Origin of the sequence: Sediminicoccus sp. BL-A-41-H5 (genome assembly GCF_050632405.1) — a bacterium.
GTDB lineage: Bacteria > Pseudomonadota > Alphaproteobacteria > Acetobacterales > Acetobacteraceae > Roseococcus.
Map to the genome: position 1 here is coordinate 388,369 of NZ_CP192601.1, position 15,086 is coordinate 403,454.

General features: G+C 70.7%; 14 protein-coding genes. 7 read left to right on the forward strand and 7 right to left on the reverse strand.

The window, feature by feature from the left end:
- The first annotated feature begins 5 nt into the window (after positions 1–5).
- From ACQ860_RS01895 to radC, 3 genes are read left to right on the forward strand one after another with little or no spacing between them, the layout of a single operon-like run.
- A complete protein-coding gene (locus ACQ860_RS01895; RefSeq protein WP_431301716.1) occupies positions 6–2,093 on the forward strand; it encodes a methyl-accepting chemotaxis protein in 2,088 nt (695 codons plus the stop codon).
- A gap of 49 nt (positions 2,094–2,142) precedes the next feature.
- Positions 2,143–4,392 (forward strand): xanthine dehydrogenase family protein molybdopterin-binding subunit, encoded by a 2,250-nt coding sequence (locus ACQ860_RS01900; RefSeq protein WP_431301717.1) that lies wholly within the window; start codon positions 2,143–2,145, stop codon positions 4,390–4,392.
- A 55-nt stretch (positions 4,393–4,447) separates the two neighbouring features.
- Entirely contained in the window at positions 4,448–5,251 is an 804-nt protein-coding gene (gene radC / locus ACQ860_RS01905; RefSeq protein WP_431301718.1) for a RadC family protein, read from the forward strand.
- Positions 5,252–5,254: 3 nt separating this feature from the next.
- Here the strand turns inward: radC and ACQ860_RS01910 are convergent, their stop codons facing one another.
- From ACQ860_RS01910 to ACQ860_RS01925, 4 genes are all read right to left on the reverse strand, one after another.
- Positions 5,255–5,773 carry a GNAT family N-acetyltransferase gene (locus ACQ860_RS01910; RefSeq protein ID WP_431301719.1) on the reverse strand — a complete coding sequence of 173 codons (519 nt, stop codon included), beginning with the start codon at positions 5,771–5,773 and terminating at the stop codon, positions 5,255–5,257.
- A gap of 63 nt (positions 5,774–5,836) precedes the next feature.
- Positions 5,837–6,178 carry a DMT family transporter gene (locus ACQ860_RS01915; protein WP_431301720.1) on the reverse strand — a complete coding sequence of 114 codons (342 nt, stop codon included), beginning with the start codon at positions 6,176–6,178 and terminating at the stop codon, positions 5,837–5,839.
- Positions 6,175–7,128: a glycosyltransferase family 2 protein gene (locus tag ACQ860_RS01920; RefSeq protein ID WP_431301721.1), complete on the reverse strand. Its 954-nt coding sequence runs from the start codon at positions 7,126–7,128 to the stop codon at positions 6,175–6,177. Before ACQ860_RS01920 ends, ACQ860_RS01915 begins: the two co-directional genes overlap by 4 nt.
- Positions 7,125–7,874, reverse strand: coding sequence for a class I SAM-dependent methyltransferase (locus ACQ860_RS01925; RefSeq protein WP_431301722.1), 750 nt, complete (start codon positions 7,872–7,874; stop codon positions 7,125–7,127). Before ACQ860_RS01925 ends, ACQ860_RS01920 begins: the two co-directional genes overlap by 4 nt.
- A 115-nt stretch (positions 7,875–7,989) precedes the next feature.
- Between ACQ860_RS01925 and ACQ860_RS01930 the strand changes: the two genes are divergently transcribed.
- Genes ACQ860_RS01930 through ACQ860_RS01945 form a run of 4 tightly spaced genes read left to right on the forward strand, consistent with a single transcriptional unit; the run spans position 7,990 to position 11,506 of the window.
- The gene (locus tag ACQ860_RS01930; protein ID WP_431301723.1) at positions 7,990–8,814 is read left to right on the forward strand and encodes an FAS1-like dehydratase domain-containing protein; all 825 of its coding nucleotides are present in this window, start codon (positions 7,990–7,992) and stop codon (positions 8,812–8,814) included.
- Positions 8,807–9,745 carry a DMT family transporter gene (locus ACQ860_RS01935; protein WP_431301724.1) on the forward strand — a complete coding sequence of 313 codons (939 nt, stop codon included), beginning with the start codon at positions 8,807–8,809 and terminating at the stop codon, positions 9,743–9,745. The genes ACQ860_RS01930 and ACQ860_RS01935 overlap by 8 nt, the downstream gene beginning before the upstream one ends.
- On the forward strand, positions 9,729–10,637 hold the full coding sequence (locus ACQ860_RS01940) for a DMT family transporter (RefSeq protein WP_431301725.1): 909 nt from the start codon (positions 9,729–9,731) through the stop codon (positions 10,635–10,637). Before ACQ860_RS01935 ends, ACQ860_RS01940 begins: the two co-directional genes overlap by 17 nt.
- A complete protein-coding gene (locus tag ACQ860_RS01945; RefSeq protein WP_431301726.1) occupies positions 10,634–11,506 on the forward strand; it encodes an MBL fold metallo-hydrolase in 873 nt (290 codons plus the stop codon). The genes ACQ860_RS01940 and ACQ860_RS01945 overlap by 4 nt, the downstream gene beginning before the upstream one ends.
- On the opposite strand, the gene ACQ860_RS01950 is transcribed toward ACQ860_RS01945, so the two are convergent.
- The 3 genes from ACQ860_RS01950 to ACQ860_RS01960 are packed head-to-tail and all read right to left on the reverse strand — an operon-like array spanning position 11,503 to position 15,000.
- Complete coding sequence (locus ACQ860_RS01950; RefSeq protein ID WP_431301727.1) at positions 11,503–12,183, reverse strand: NUDIX hydrolase; 681 nt, start codon at positions 12,181–12,183, stop codon at positions 11,503–11,505. The two genes, ACQ860_RS01945 and ACQ860_RS01950, sit on opposite strands and share 4 nt — an antisense overlap.
- Complete coding sequence (locus tag ACQ860_RS01955) at positions 12,176–12,991, reverse strand: nitroreductase family protein (protein ID WP_431301728.1); 816 nt, start codon at positions 12,989–12,991, stop codon at positions 12,176–12,178. The genes ACQ860_RS01950 and ACQ860_RS01955 overlap by 8 nt, the downstream gene beginning before the upstream one ends.
- Positions 12,988–15,000: an acetate--CoA ligase family protein gene (locus ACQ860_RS01960; RefSeq protein WP_431301729.1), complete on the reverse strand. Its 2,013-nt coding sequence runs from the start codon at positions 14,998–15,000 to the stop codon at positions 12,988–12,990. The genes ACQ860_RS01955 and ACQ860_RS01960 overlap by 4 nt, the downstream gene beginning before the upstream one ends.
- Positions 15,001–15,086: the final 86 nt, after the last annotated feature.

Consider the following 15,086-nt stretch of genomic DNA (forward strand, 5'->3'; position numbering starts at 1 on the left):
CCCCCATGCTTGCCGTCTTTCGTTCCGTCCGAGCCCCCATCCTCGGCGGCTGCCTTTTGCTGGCCGGGCTTGCCATCATCCCCGCCGCCTTCGTTCTGCAAGGCGCCTGGCGGGAATGGGGCGCGGCCAGCCAGGCGCTCCGGATGGACCAGGCCGGCAATCGGCTGAATGAGGCCCTGTTCGAGCTGCTCCTGGAACGTGCCGCGACCAATGCCGCGCTCAATGCCCCCGCCGCGCTCGCCGCCCCGGCGTCGGACGCCATCGCCCGCAGCCGGCGGCAGTTCGACGCCAAGATGGCCGAGGCGCGCGCGGCATTGCTCCGTGCCGAAGCGGCCGACACCCAACGCATGCTGCGCGAACTGGACGAGGGGGTGGCGCGCCTCACCAGCCTTCGTGGCCGTGCGGATGCCCAGTTGGCCCGTCCCTTCGCCGAGCGTCAGGCCGATTTCGCTCGTGGAGGCTTCTTCCGCGAGATGTCGGAATTCGTCGAGCTCCAGCAGGGCATCTGGGCCCTGCTGTTGCAACGCGGCGGCGTGATCGACCCCATGGTCGCGCGGGTGAACGCGCTCAAGCAGGGCTCCTGGCTGGCGCGCGACGCCGCCGGGCGGGAGCGCAGCACGGTGGCCAATGCGCTCTCCGCCAACCGCGCCCTCACGGTCGAGGAGCGTTCCGTCATCCAAGCCTCGCGGGGGGCGGTCGACATCGCCTGGCGGATGATCGAAGCCGACCCCACGGTGCGCAGCGAGCCGCGCCTCGTCGCCGCCATGGCCGAGGCGCGGCGCGATTATTTCGAAGCCTTCCGCGCCCTTTCCTCCGCGCAGGCCGACCCAGGGCCAAACCGCATGCAAGGCGCCGCCTTCATCGAGCGCACCACGCCCCTGATCGGCAGCCTGCTCGCGGTGCGCGACGCCGCGACCCTGGTGACGGAGGAGCAACTCGAGGCCGTGGTGGACGATGCCGGGTTGCGTGCGGGCTTTGCCCTGCTGGTGCTGCTGGGGGCCATGGCCGGCCTTGCCCTTTCGGCCGCGCTGCTGGTGTGGCGCGTCCTTCGCCCGCTGGCGCGGCTGGAGGCGGCGACGGCGCGGCTCAAGGCGCGGGACTACGAGACGGAGGTGCCCGGCACCACCGGCCAGGATGAATTCGCGCGCCTCGCGCAGGCGCTGGACGCGCTGCGCCAGGAGGCGGCGCGGGCCGACAGCATGGACCGGGCGGCCGAAGCGGAACGCCAGGCGGCGGAGGCCGAGCGCCGCGCCGCGCGCCTCGCCCTGGCCCAGCGCATCGAGGGCTCGATCGGCGGCGTCGTGGAGCGCCTGGGCCTGGAAGTCGGCACACTGCGCGGCGCCGCGCATGCGCTGAGCGAGAGCACGGGCCAGACCGCCCGCCAGGCCGACGAGGTCTCGGCCAGTGCCGGCCAGGCGAGCGGTAATGTGCAGACCGTCTCGGCCGCGGCCGAGCAGTTGGCGGCCTCCGTTGGCGAGATCACGCGCCAGGTCTCCCAGGCGGCGCAGGTGGCCGCCCGCGCCATGGCGGAGACGCAGCGCACCGATGAGACCATGCGCGAGCTGAGTGCCGCGGCCGAGCGGATCGGCGAGGTGATCCGCCTGATCAGCGACATCGCCGGCCAGACCAACCTGCTGGCGCTGAATGCCACCATCGAGGCGGCGCGGGCGGGGGAGGCGGGCAAGGGCTTCGCCGTGGTCGCCTCCGAGGTGAAGAGCCTCGCCAGCCAGACCGGCCACGCGACGGGCGAGATCAGCGCGCAGATCGGCGCGATCCAGGCGGCGGCCACCGCCGCGGTGCGCTCCATCCAGGGGATCGGCGCCGTGGTCGAGGAGATCAACGAGGTGGCTGGCGCCATCGCGGCGGCCGTCGAGCAGCAGGGTGCGGCCACGCGTGAGATCGCCCGCAACGTGGCCGAGGCGGCGGCCGGGACCGATGCGGTCACCACGCAGATCGAGGCCGTGGGCGAGAGCATGAACGCCGCGCAGCAGGCGGTGGCGCAGCTCAGCGGCGGCACCGACGCCGTGGCCGGCCAGGGCGAGGCGCTGCGCGCGGATCTCTCGGTCATGCTGGACGAGATGCGGGCAGCCTGACGCGCGGGCCCTTTCGCCGGTAAGCTCTCCCGGGATTCGGGAGAGCCTCATGTTCGGAAAGTCCATTCGTCGGCTGGAAGATGATCGCTTCCTGCGCGGGCAGGGGCGCTACCTCGCTGATGCGGATGCGCCAGAGGGCACGCTGCACGCGGTCTTCCTGCGCAGCCCGCATGCCCATGCGGGCCTGGACGCGATCAGCCTCGATGCCGCGCGGGCCGCGCCGGGGGTTCGCCTGATCCTGACAGGGGATGATCTGCGGGCGGCCGGCATCGGCAGCCTGCCCTGCCTGCCGATCCTGGACGCCGACCAGCCGCTGGCGGTCCCCCCGCGACCGGCGCTCGCGCAGGGCCGGGTGCGCCATGTGGGGGAGGCGGTGGCCTGCATCGTTGCGGAGAACGAGGCGGCGGCCGAGGATGCGGCGGAACTGATCGAGGTGGGCTACACGCCGCTGGATGCCGTGAGCACGCCCGCGGCCGCCATCGCGCCCGGCGCCGTGCAGTTGCATGAGGCGGCACCCGCCAACCTCGCCTTCCGCTGGCAGCGCGGCGATGCGGCGGCGGTCGCCGCCGCCATGGCGCGCGCCGCGCATGTCTCGACGCGGCATCTCGTGAACCAGCGCGTGGCCTGCGCGCCGATCGAGCCCCGCGCCGCCCTGGCCCATGTGAAGGATGGCGTGCTGACGCTGGAGCTGAACGGGCAGAACATGCACGCGATACGCGCGCAGGTGGCGACGGCGCTCGGCGTGGCGCCCGAAGGCCTGCACGTGCTGGCGCCCGATGTGGGCGGCGGCTTCGGCGTGAAGAACGTGGCCTTCGGCGAGCATGTGGTGCTGCTGCACGCCGCGCGCCTGCTGAGCCGGCCCATCCGCTGGGTCGCGCGGATGGGCGAGGACTTCGCCGCCTCCGCCCATGGGCGCGGGATGGAAGCCACGGCCCGCCTCGCCCTCGATGCCGAGGGGCGTTTCCTCGCGCTGGAGGTGGATTCGCTCTCCGAGATGGGCGCCTATCTCTCCTCCAACGGGCCCTATTGCGCGAGCCACACGCCGGCCACGGCCCTTTCGGGCATCTACGAGATCCCCGCGGTGCATTTCACCGCCCGGGGCGCCTTCAGCAACACCGCGCCGATGGAGGCCTATCGCGGCGCAGGGAAGCCCGAGGCGAACTACATCATCGAGATGATGATCGAGGCCGCGGCAGCCGATACGGGGCGCGACGCGCAGGCGCTGCGCGAACTCAACGCCATTCGCGCCCTGCCGCATCGCTCGGCGCTGGGGCAGGAGATCCGGGACGGTGATTTCGCGGCACGCCTGATGGAGTGCGCGAGGCTGGCCGACCGCGCGGGCTTTCCCGCCCGCCGCGCCGAGAGTGCCAGACGCGGCAAGCGGCGGGGCTTCGGCCTGACCGGCTTCCTGGAGACGGCGAGGGGCGCGCCCGGCGAATGGGCCCGGCTGCGCGCGACACCCGATGGCCTCGTGGAACTCGCCATCGGCACGCAATCCAACGGCCAGGGGCATGAGACGAGCTTCCCGCAATATGTCGCGCATCTGCTTGACATCCCGATCGGGAGCATCCGCTACGTCCAGGCCGACACCGCCCGGGTGCTGCGCGGCAGCGGCCATGGCGGCGCGCGCAGCCTGCATATGGGAGGCGAGGCGATGCGCCAGGCGGCCGGTGCGCTGCTGGCCCATGCGCGCTCGGTGGCCGCCCGCCTGCTGCAATCCATGCCCGATGCGCTGCATTACGAGGCCGGGCGCTTCGCCCTGCCCGACGGGCGCGGCCTGACACTGGCCGAGATCGCCGCCGAGGAGGGGGCTCTGGAGGGCGAGGTCGCGCATGCGCTGGACCTCGTCACCTTCCCCAACGGCGCTCACGCGGCGGAGCTGGAGGTGGATGCCGAGACGGGCGAGGTGAGCCTGCTCAGCTACATCGCGGTGGATGACTATGGGCGCCTGCTCAACCCCATGCTGGCGCGCGGCCAGGTGCAGGGCGGTGTCGCGCAGGGCATCGGCCAGGCGCTGATGGAACGCATCGCCTATGATGCGGAGGGCGCGCAACTGCTCTCCGGCGGTTTCATGGACTACGCCATGCCCCGCGCGGCCGACCTGCCGGCGCTGCGCGTGGAACTGCGCGAGGACCAGCCGACCGCCGCGAACGGACTGGGCGTGAAGGGCACCGGCCAGGCCGGCTGCATCGCGGCCCCCCAGGCCATCATGGCGGCGATCCGTGATGCCGTGGGCGCCGATGTCCAGATGCCGGCCACGCCCGAGGCGCTGTGGCGGGCGATGTGGCGCCGGAATTAATTGAAATCTTCGACAATATTGCTACCTTAGGTGGCAATTTTGTTAAGGATTGCGCGTGTCCTGGCTCAGCGATTGGTTTGGCCGCCGCACAGCGTCACAGGCGGAGGCGCCGTCCCGCCCGCCCAGGCGTGGCTTCGCCGAGGCCCCGCAGCATTTCGGTGGGGCCACGACCCCGCAACCCTTCATCTCCACCGGCCCGCAGGGCCATCGCGGGCGGATGCGGGAGAAGCTGCTGGAACGCGGCCCCGATGCGCTGGCCGACTACGAAGTGCTGGAGATGCTGCTCTTCTTCGCCTTCAAGACAGGGGACACCAAGCCGCTCGCGAAGTCTCTGATCAACCAGTATGGCAGCTTCGCCCGCGTCATGGCCGCCCCGCAGGAGGCTCTGCTGGCCACGCGCGGCCTCGGCCCGCACAGCGTGGCGGCGTTGAAGCTCGTCCAGGCGGCGGCCCTGCGGATGATGCAGGCCGAGGTGGCCGAGCAGCCGGTGCTCAACAACTGGGACCGGCTGCTGGAGTATCTCACCGCGCGGCTGGCGCGCGAGAAGATCGAGCAGTTCCGCGTCCTGTTCCTCGATTCCAGGAACCGCCTGATCGCTGACGAGGCCCAGGCGCGCGGCACCGTGAACCACACGCCCGTCTATCCGCGCGAGGTGGTGAAGCGCGCGATCGAACTGCACGCCACGGCCCTGATCCTCGTGCACAACCACCCCTCGGGCGATCCCACGCCGAGCCGCTCCGACGTCGAGATGACGCAGCAGATCAAGGCGGCGGCCGGCCTGCTCGACATCACCCTGCATGACCACCTGATCCTCGGCCAGGGCCGGCATGTGAGCTTCCGGCGCGAGGGGCTGCTGTAGCCTTCAGCCGGGCGGTGTGGCGCGGCCCGCGCCCAGTTCGCGCGTCATCAGCACCGTGTCCACCCATTGGCCGTGCTTCCAGCCCGTGCCGGGCAGCAGGCCGGCGGGCTGGAAGCCACAGGCGGCGTGCAACCCTATGGAGGGCGCATTGCCGCTGTCGCCGATGACGGCGATCATCAGCCGGAAGCCGCTCTCGGCGCAGCGCGCGATCAGCGCCTCCAGCAGCGCGCGCCCGGCCCCCTGGCGGTTGCCGCCGGGGCGGACATAGACGCTGTTCTCCACGGTGAAGCGATAGGCCGGCCTGGCGCGATAGAGGCTGGCATAGGCATAGCCCAGCACCTCGCCCTCATGTTCCGCGACCAGGTAGGGGTAGCCGCCGGCCAGTACGGTGGCGCGGCGGCGCGTCATCTCGGCAAGGTCGGGCGGGTCGAGGTCGAAGCTCGCGCGGCCATGGGTCACCCAATGGGCGTAGATGGCGGTGATGGCGGGCAGGTCGGAATCGCGGGCGTCACGGATCGGCATGCGGCGGCGCTTAGACCCGCGCGCCGCCCGCGGGAAGCGGGACCCATCGCAGAAAGATCCGCCTCAGGCCGTCGCCAGCAGCGCGACACCCGCGGCGATCAGCGTGATCGCGGCGATCTTCTGCGCCCCCATCGTCTCGCCGAAGAAATACCAGCCAATGGCGGCGATCAGCACGTAGCTCGCCGCCGTGCAGGGCAGCGCGACGCTCATCGGGATGCGCCGCAGCGCCATGATGTAGAGCAGCGCGCCGAGGCCATAGAAGCAGAGGCCGAGCATGGTCTGCCAGCGCAGCATCTGCGCGAGGAAGCTGGCACCGCTGAGCGCCTCGGCGCCGGCCTTCAGCAGCACCTGGCCCACGAGGGAGGAGCAGATGGCGGCGGCGAGCGCGCCCCAATAGAGGCTCATTCCCCGCGCACCTTCTCGCGCGGCTCGATCACCTCGCGCACCACGCCCTGTGGCTTGCCGTTGGCCGACAGGAAGGCACGGCCGACATATTCGCCCATCACGCCCAGGATGGTGAACTGCACACCCGCGATCAGCAGCATGAGCATCATGGAGGAGGCCCAGCCGGAGGGCGTCTCGAAGAAGATCGCCTCGATGATGACGATGATGGCGACCAGGAAGCCCAGCATGCCCATCGCGACGCCGGCGAAGATGGCGAGCCTGAGCGGCAGCACCGAGAAATTGGTGGCGAGGTTCAGCCAGAGCCGCACCAGCCGCCGCATCGTGTAGTTGGAGACGCCATCCGCGCGCGCGTAATGCGCGACCTCGATCGAGGCGATGCGCTGCGTCACCTGCATGATCAGGCCGTCGATATAGGGGTAGGGCCCGGAATACTTCGTGACCTCGCGCACGACCATGGCGCTCATGCAGCGGAAGGAGGAGAGGTAGAGGCCCTTGGGCTTGTCCAGCAGGCTGTCCGCCACCTTGTTGGCGAAGCGGCTGCCGAGGTTGCGCCAGCCCTCGTGCTCCTTCTTGGCGTAGCGCGTGTAGACCACGTCCCACCCACCCAGCCGCGCATGGTCGTAGAGGCGGATGAGTTCCTCGGGCGGGTTCTGCAGGTCGTCATCCATGTTGATGACATAGGCGCCGCGGGCGTGGCGCAGGCCCGTCATCACGGCGTTGTGCTCGCCGAAATTGCGTGCGTGCTCGATGTAGGTGAGCGGCACCGTCGCCGTCTCGGCCAGGCGGCGGCAGACATCGCCGCTCTCGTCGGGGCTGCCGTCATTCACCAGGATGATCTCGATGCCGCCCGCGGGCTTGAGCTGCGAGACCGCCTCGACGAGGCGCCCGATGGTGCTGGCCCCGCGATAGACGGGCACCACGATGGAAAGGCCGACAGGGTGGTCGTTCATGGGCGTGCGGGGTCCAGGGGACGTGTTGCGGTGGCGAGGACGGAGCCGCCCGCCGGGAAGCGCAGGCCGGCGCCGAGCAGGGCCGCCTCCAGCCGGCAGACGGAATAGAGGCTGGCATCAAGCCAGGGCGGGAAGGGCGCGACATCGGAGGCCGCCCCCTCGTCGCGCCGCAGCACCTTGCGCTGCATCACCATGAGCGGCAGCAGCAGGCTGTTCCAGTGGCGCGGGGACGCCTGCTCGAACCCCGCTTCGCCCAGCACGGCGGCGGCGCGGGCGCGGTCGTAGCGGCGGGCGGTATGCACGCGCAAATCATGCGCCGAGCGCAGCCATTCATGCGCGGGAAGGTTGAGCACCAGCCGCCCCCCGGGCCGCAGCACGCGGCGGAACTCGGCCAGCGCCGCCGGCTCATCCACCGCCATGTGGCAGAGCACGTCGAGGCTGACCACGGCATCGAACTGCGCATCGGGGAAGGGCAGGGCGTTGATCGTCCCCGCCGCCACCTGGGCGCCCGCCTTGGCCGCGGCGCGGGAGGCGGCGATCTCGGCATATTCCAGGCCGAAGAGCTCGGCCTCGGGATAGGCGGCGCGCAGCTTGGCCAGGAAACCGCCCGTGCCGCAGCCGGCATCCAGGATGCGCGCCTGCGCGGGCAGGCCGGCCAGCGCCCGCAGCGCATGGCCGTGCATGGCGCGGTACCACCACATCCGGTCCTCGACCGCATCCATCAGATCGTATTCGGCGGCGTCCATGCTCCGGTTCTGGCCGGGTGACATGGCGCTTGCAAGCCCGGAACATGGCCAAGGGATGGCAGATGCGCGCAAAACCCGGTTGCGGCGCGCGGGCCAAGCGGGGAAGGATGTCCGGATGAGCTACCAGGACTTCCTCGGCCGCACGGAGACCCGTGAGGACCGCCTCGACCCCCGCCTGATCGAAGGTCTCGCCGCAACGCTGGACCGCCCCACGCCGGAGGGGGACGTCCCGCCGCTCTGGCACTGGATGCTCTTCCAGGATTGGCGCCGCCCCTCGGGCGTGGGGCCGGACGGCCACCCCAAGCGCGGTGGCTTCCTGCCGCCCGTGCACGAATTGCCGCGCCGCATGTGGGCGGGCGGCCGGCTCGACTTCCACACGAACGCGTTGCGCGCGGAAGACCGCGTGACGCGGCTCTCCACCATCGCGGCCATCTCCGAGAAGTCGGGCGGCTCGGGCAAGCTCGTCTTCGTCACGGTCCGGCATGAGATCACGGGTCCGCGCGGCCCGGTGCTGACCGAGGAGCATGACATCGTCTATCGTGGCACCGAGGGCGCCGCCGTGCGCCCGGCCGAACCCGCGCCCGCCTTCGCCGCCGACCAGCGGCTGGACCTCGTGCCCGACGCGCTGATGCTGTTCCGCTACTCGGCGCTCACCGGCAATGGGCATCGCATCCATTACGACATGCCCTATGTGACCGGCGAGGAAGGCTATCCCGGCCTCATCGTCCATGGCCCGCTGCAGGCGACGCTGATGGCGCAGACCATCCTGGACGCGGCCCCCGGCAAGCGCCTCACGCGCTTCGCCTTCCGCGGCAAGCGCCCCTGCTTCGCGGGGAATGCGCTGTCCGTCCTCGCGCGTGTCGAGGGCGACGCCGCCACCGCGGAGACACGCGACCACGGGGGTGCCACCTGCATGCAGGCGGAAGCCTTGCTTGGATAAGGACCCGCCCGGGCGGTCCACCAGCGGTGAGGCCGCGGTGCGCGGCCTGATGCTGGCGGCCCTCGGCTACGCCATCATTTCCTTCGCGGATGCAGCCATCAAATTCGCGCTGCCCGTGGTGGGCGTGGCCGGCGCCATGCTCTGGCGCGGCGGCGCGGGCGCGCTCTCCATCGCGCTGCTGACGCGCGGGCGGGGCCTCTGGCCGCGCAACAAGCGGCTGGTCTTCGGCCGCTCGATTATGCACTGCTCTGTCTCCATCCTCTGGTACTTCGTCTGGATGTCGGGCTTTGGCCTGGCCGACAGCTATGCGGTCGCGGCCGCGGCGCCGCTGCTGATGACGCTGCTCGCCATCCCCATGCTGGGCGAGCGCGTGGGTTGGCGGCGCTGGACCTCATGCGCGGTGGGCTTCATGGGCGTGATGTTCATGCTTCAACCAGGCGGCGAGCTCTGGCGGTGGGAGGCGGCGGTGCTGCTGGTCGCTGTCTGCGGCATGGCGCTCAGCCGCATCTGGACGCGCACGCTGGCGGCGACCGACACGCCGGCCTGCATCTCCTTCTGGCTGATGCTGACGCATATCCCGATGGGGCTGATGGTCCTGCCCATCGCCGCCCTCTGGCCGCCGGAGGGATTTCCGGACCTGTTTCCGCTGAGCTGGCTGCTGGCGCTGCTGCTCTTCTTCGGCGTCGCCAATGCGGCGGCGCACCTGCTTTTTGCGCGTGGCTTCGCGCTCGCCAACATCGCGTCGCTGGCGCCGCTGGAATACTCGCCGCTGCTCTGGGGCCTGGTGCTGGGCTATCTGATCTGGGCCGAGGTGCCAGCCTGGACCACACTGATCGGTGCCGGGATCGTCATCTGCGCCGGGCTCTACAATCTGCATCGCGAGCGGGTGCGCCGCGCGCAGGAAAGGGCGGAACGTGGCGCTTCGGCATGATGCGAGGCGCGGCGCACTGCTGATGCTCGCCTCCACCGCGCTCTTCACCATGATGAGCGCGGTGGTGAAGCTGGTGGGCGAGCGCATCCCCTTCTTTGAGATCATGTTCTTCCGCAGCATCCTGGCGCTGCCGGTCGTCTTCCTGATCGTGCTGCGGATGGGCGGGGGCGCGAGCCTCGCCACCCAGCGCTTCCCGCAGCATGTCATGCGCGCGATGACCGGCACGGCGGCCATGTCCTGCTCCTTCTTCGCGCTCACCGTGCTGCCGCTGGCCGAGCAGACGGCGCTGACCTTCACGACGCCCATCTTCGTGACGCTGCTGGCCATCCCTCTGCTGGGGGAGAAGGTGGGCATCCACCGGTTCAGCGCGGTGGCCTTGGGCTTCGTCGGCATCCTCGTCATCGCGCTCGGCAAGGGCGCCTTCATGGGGCCGATGGAGCCCTGGATCATCTTCGGCATGGTCGTGGCCGTGATGCATGGCGTCTTTTCGGCCGCCACGACGCTGCTGGTCCGCAGCCTCTCCGCCACCGAACGCTCCACCACCATCGTGCTGTGGCAGTCGCTGCTGATGACAGGCTTCACCGCTTTGACGCTGCCCTTCGTCTGGGTCACGCCCACGGGGCATGAATGGCTGCTGCTGCTGGTGATCGGCCTGGTCGGCGGTGTCGCACAGGTGATGCTGACGGAGGCCTATGCGAGTGCGCAGGTCTCCTCCCTCGGCGCCTATTCCTACACGGGCATTCTCTGGGCGGTGCTGCTGGGCTGGATCTTCTTCGGCGAGGCGCCGGGCATCGCGACCTTCGTGGGCTCGGGCTTGATCGTGCTGGCGGCCCTTTACATCATGCGGCGTGAGACCATCCGCGCCGCGCAAAAACGAGGAACGACCGCGTGAACATCCCCTTCCTGCGCGACGACCCGCTGGTGCATGGCCAGGTGGAGGTGATCGCCCCCGGCGTGCGGCGCGTTCTGTGCAACAACCCGGGGCCTTTCACATATCGCGGCACGAACACCTACCTGATCGGCGGCGGCGCCTCCGTCGCGGTGCTCGATCCAGGGCCGGTGGATGCGGAGCATCTGGGCGCCATCCTGGCCGCCACCGCAGGCGAGCGCATCACGCATATCCTCGTCTCGCACACGCATCGCGACCATTCACCTGGGGCTGCGGCGCTCCAGGCCGCGACGGATGCGGCCACATATGCATACGGCCCGCACGCGACGCCGGGCGTGGAAAGCGGGGACCATGCCTTCCAGCCCGATGTGAAGCTGCCCGATGGCGTGCCGCTCGACGGCGGGGACTGGCGCGTGACACCCCTCTTCACGCCAGGGCATTGCGGCAACCACCTCTGCTTCGCGCTGGAGGGCTCCGGCATCCTGTTCAGCGCGGACCATGTGATGAGCTGGTCCACCAGCGTGGTCAGCCCGCCCGACGGCAACATGCGCGACTTCATGACGAGCCTCGCCAGGCTGCGCGCGCGTGAGGGGCAGGACAGGCTCTACCTGCCCGGCCATGGCCCGAAGCTGCCGGACCCCATGCCCTTCCTGGATGGCCTGGCCGAGCATCGCCGCCGGCGCGAGGCGCGGATCATCGCCGCCCTCCGCGAGGGCGGGACGATGGAAATTCCCGCGCTGGTCGGGCAGGTCTATGGCCCGCTCGACCCCAAGCTGGTGACCGCGGCCGGGCGCAGCCTGCTCGCGCAGCTCATCATGCTGGAGGAGGATGGCGTGGCCGCACGCGAGGCCGAGGCCTGGCGCCTCGTCTAACGTCTTTCCGGCCGTCGGTCGTCCCGCCCCTGGATGCTGATGAGCTGCCGCCGCGCGCGCCCCTGCGGTGAGAGCGCGAGCCAGGCGGAGAACTCATCGAGGATCATGGTGGTGATCTTCGCCAGCGGCTGCGCGTGCAATTCGCTGAGCGCGAAGAATCGAATCTCCTCCAGTTCGCCCGAGCCGCGGATCTCGCCGTGCGCGTGCTTGGCCTCCGCCACCAGGAAGCGGGCGTGGAACCGCATCGGGCGGTCCGAGGGTGTGATGGCACGCGTCAGGTAGTGCAGGGGGGCGAAGTCGGGGAACAGGCTCTCACGGCGGCCCTCGATCCGGCCCATGACAAGCCCGGCTTCCTCGTGCAACTCGCGGATGGCGCAGGCGCATAGCGCCTCGGCCTGGGTCGGGCGGGAGCTGATCTCCAGCATGCGGCGCGTCGCCGGGGAAAGGTCGCTCATCGGTCGCGCATGGTAGTCACCAATGTCCACGCGGCCGCCCGGGAAAACCAGCACGCCGGGCATGAAGCGCATGTCGCGGTGGCGGCGGCCCATCAGCACCTCGGTGCCGTTCGCACCCTCGCGCCAGAGGATCAGGCTCGCCGCATCCTTGGGGCGCACGGCGCGGCGGGGCTTGCGGCCCCCCGCATCGGCGCCGCCGGGATTGTCATCGCCCTTAGTCAAGCGCGAAGCCGCGCGAGCGCAACCAGGCGCGGAAGCCCGCGCGTTCGGGCACGGAGAGCTGGCGCGCCACATTCTCGGTCCAGCTGCAGCCCTCGGGCGCGGGGCCATGGATCTCGGGGTAGCGCGGCTTGGCGCGCTCGCGCCGCGCATCATAGGCGGCCAGCGCCTCCGGCTCCCCCGCCGTCGAATAGCGGTCCCGGTGGATGATGACGGAAGGCGGCAGCCGTGCGCTGGGCTCGTTGCGGGCGGCGGGCCAGCCCAGCGAAAGGCCGGCGATGGGAAACACGCCCTTGGGCAGCGAAAGCAGTGGCGCCACCTTCTCCATGTGGTTCCGCACGTAGGAGATGGGGCAGGTGCCAAGCCCCGCCGCGTCGGCGGCCGCGACGCACATGCCCAAGGCCAGCGCGCCATCCACCGTCGCGTTCAGCAGCGTGTCGAGATTGTCATTCGCATGCTCGAGCCCAGCGCGCTCGCAGATCTCGCGGTTGCGGCGGATATCCGCGCAGAAGATCAGCAGGACCGGCGCATCCTTGATCCAGGGCATGGTGCCGATCCAGTCGGCGATGGCGGCGATGCGCTTCGCATCCTCCAGCACCACGATGGAGTATTGCTGCATGTCGCTCTTGCTGGGCGCCGATTGCGCGGCGGCGAGCACGATGTTCAGCAGCGGCTCCGGGATCGCGTCCGGCTTGAAGCGGCGCGTCACGCGCCGGTCGAGCAGGGCGGCCAGCGCCTCTGGCACCTCGGCCGGCGGCTCGAAGGGCAGATGCCCGTAGCGGGCCTCGATGAGGGAACGGGGATCTTTCATGCGCGCACCACCCAGGCATCGGCCACGGTCAGGCCTTCTTGATGGATCATCAGCGGATTGATCTCCGCCTCACGGATCTCCGGCAGGGCGGCGAGGCGCGAGACGGCGACGATGGCGTGCACCAGGCCCTCTACATCGCCGCGCGGGAGCCCACGCCAGCCCTCGATCACGCGCAGCGCGCGCACCTCCGCGATCATCTCCCGCGCCTCGGCCTCGTGCAGGGGCGCGAGGCGAAGTGCCACGTCGCGGTGCAGCTCCGCCAGCACGCCGCCGGCGCCGAGCAGGACCACGGGGCCAACTTCCGGATCGCGGCGGAATCCCAGGATGACCTCGGCCAGGCCCTTCGCCATGGGCTGGATCAGGAAGCCGTTGAACCGCGCATCCGGTGCGGCCTTCGCCACCCGCGCCTGCATCGCGGCCGCGGCCTCACGCAGCGCTTCGGCGTCGGGGATGTTGAGCGCGACGCCGCCGATCTCGGTCTTGTGGGCGATGTCGGGCGAGAGGATCTTCAGCGCCACGGGGTAGCGATGCTCGGCCTCCACCTCGCGCGAATAAAGCGTGCGCAGGCCCAGCGCCGCGAAGAGATCGCGCGCGTCGGCCTCATCCGGCGCCTCGGGGACCTTCACCTCGGGCAGCGCCACATGCGGTGTCGCGAGCGGCGCGCGCCAGTCAAGGAAGGCGCGCATGGCATCCGCCAGGCTCTCGGGCGTGCGGAAGGCGGGGATGCCGGCCTCGGCGAGCAGCTTCAGCGAGGCATCGGCCTGGGGCACGAGGAAGGCTGCGACGGGCCGCACATGCGGCGCCGCGGCGAGGATGCCCGCGACCGCATCCGCCGGACGGAACTGCGCGGAAGAGCCGATGACGGGAATGATCGCATCCGTGTCGGCGGCCTTGTCGAGCGCGCGGATCGCCGCCTCGATGCGATCGGGCTTGGTGCCGGCGAGTGTCATGTCGAGCAGCCGGCCATGGCCGTGCATCTTCACCGCATCCAGCGCGGCGGAGGCGGCGGCATCGGGCACGCGCGCCTCGATGCCCGCGACACCCAGCGCATCCACCACCATGGCGCCGCCGCCGCCGGTCGTTGTCAGCACGGAGACGGCGCGGTGCGGGCGCGCTGCCGGATGCCGGCCGAGGGCCAGGGCCGGGAGTTCCAGAAAGCTCTCCAGCATGGTGGCGCGGAGGATGCCATGCGCGCGGAAGAAGGCTTCGGCCGCCGCATCCGAACCGGCCAACGCGCCGGTGTGGCTGGTGGCGAGTTCCGCCCCATAGGGCGAGCGGCCGAGCTTATACGCGACGAGCGGCTTGCCCGCGCGATGCGCCTTCCAGGCCGCATGCGCGTAGTGCTGCGGCTGGCGGATCGCCTCCAGGAAGAGCATCACCGCGTCCACGCCGGGGTCATCCACCAGCATGGCGGCAATTTCGCCGGCGCTCAGATCGGCCTCGTTGCCGGTGGCGACGAGATGGCTGAAGCCCATCCCGCGTGCGGCCCCGCGCGACATGATGGCACCCAGCATGGAGCCCGACTGGCTGACCAGCGCGATGCGGCCGGCCGGCAGGGAAGGGGCCTCCAGCGCCGCATTCACGCTGACGGCGATGCGCGCCGGGATGTTGATGAGGCCCATGGAATTGGGGCCGAGCAGGCGCAGGCCCGCCGCCTTGGCCGCCTCCACGCAGCGCTGCTGTCGCGCGGCGCCTTCGGGGCCCGCTTCGGCGAAGCCATCCGCCAGGATGCAGGCCACCTTGGCGCCCTTGGCCGCGACGGCGGCGATCTGGCCTTCGACATGCTCGGTGTTGAGCAGGATATAGGCGAAATCAATCTCGCCCGGGATCTCCTCGACGCTCGCATAGGCGCGCTCGCCCAGCACCTCGGGCGCGCGCGGATTCACCGGGTGCAGCGCGCCGTCATAGCCATGCTTGCGGAGGTAGATCTGCGCGCGGGCGGTGAGGCGCGACGGGTCGCCCGAGGCGCCGATGAGCGCGATGCTGCGCGGCGCGAGAAGTTCTTTCAAAGAAAAAAGCCTCCGGCGGCTGGGGCCGAGAGGCCCCAGACCCAAATCCATTCAAGGGGTCTGGGGCCTGAGGCCCCAGCCGCCGG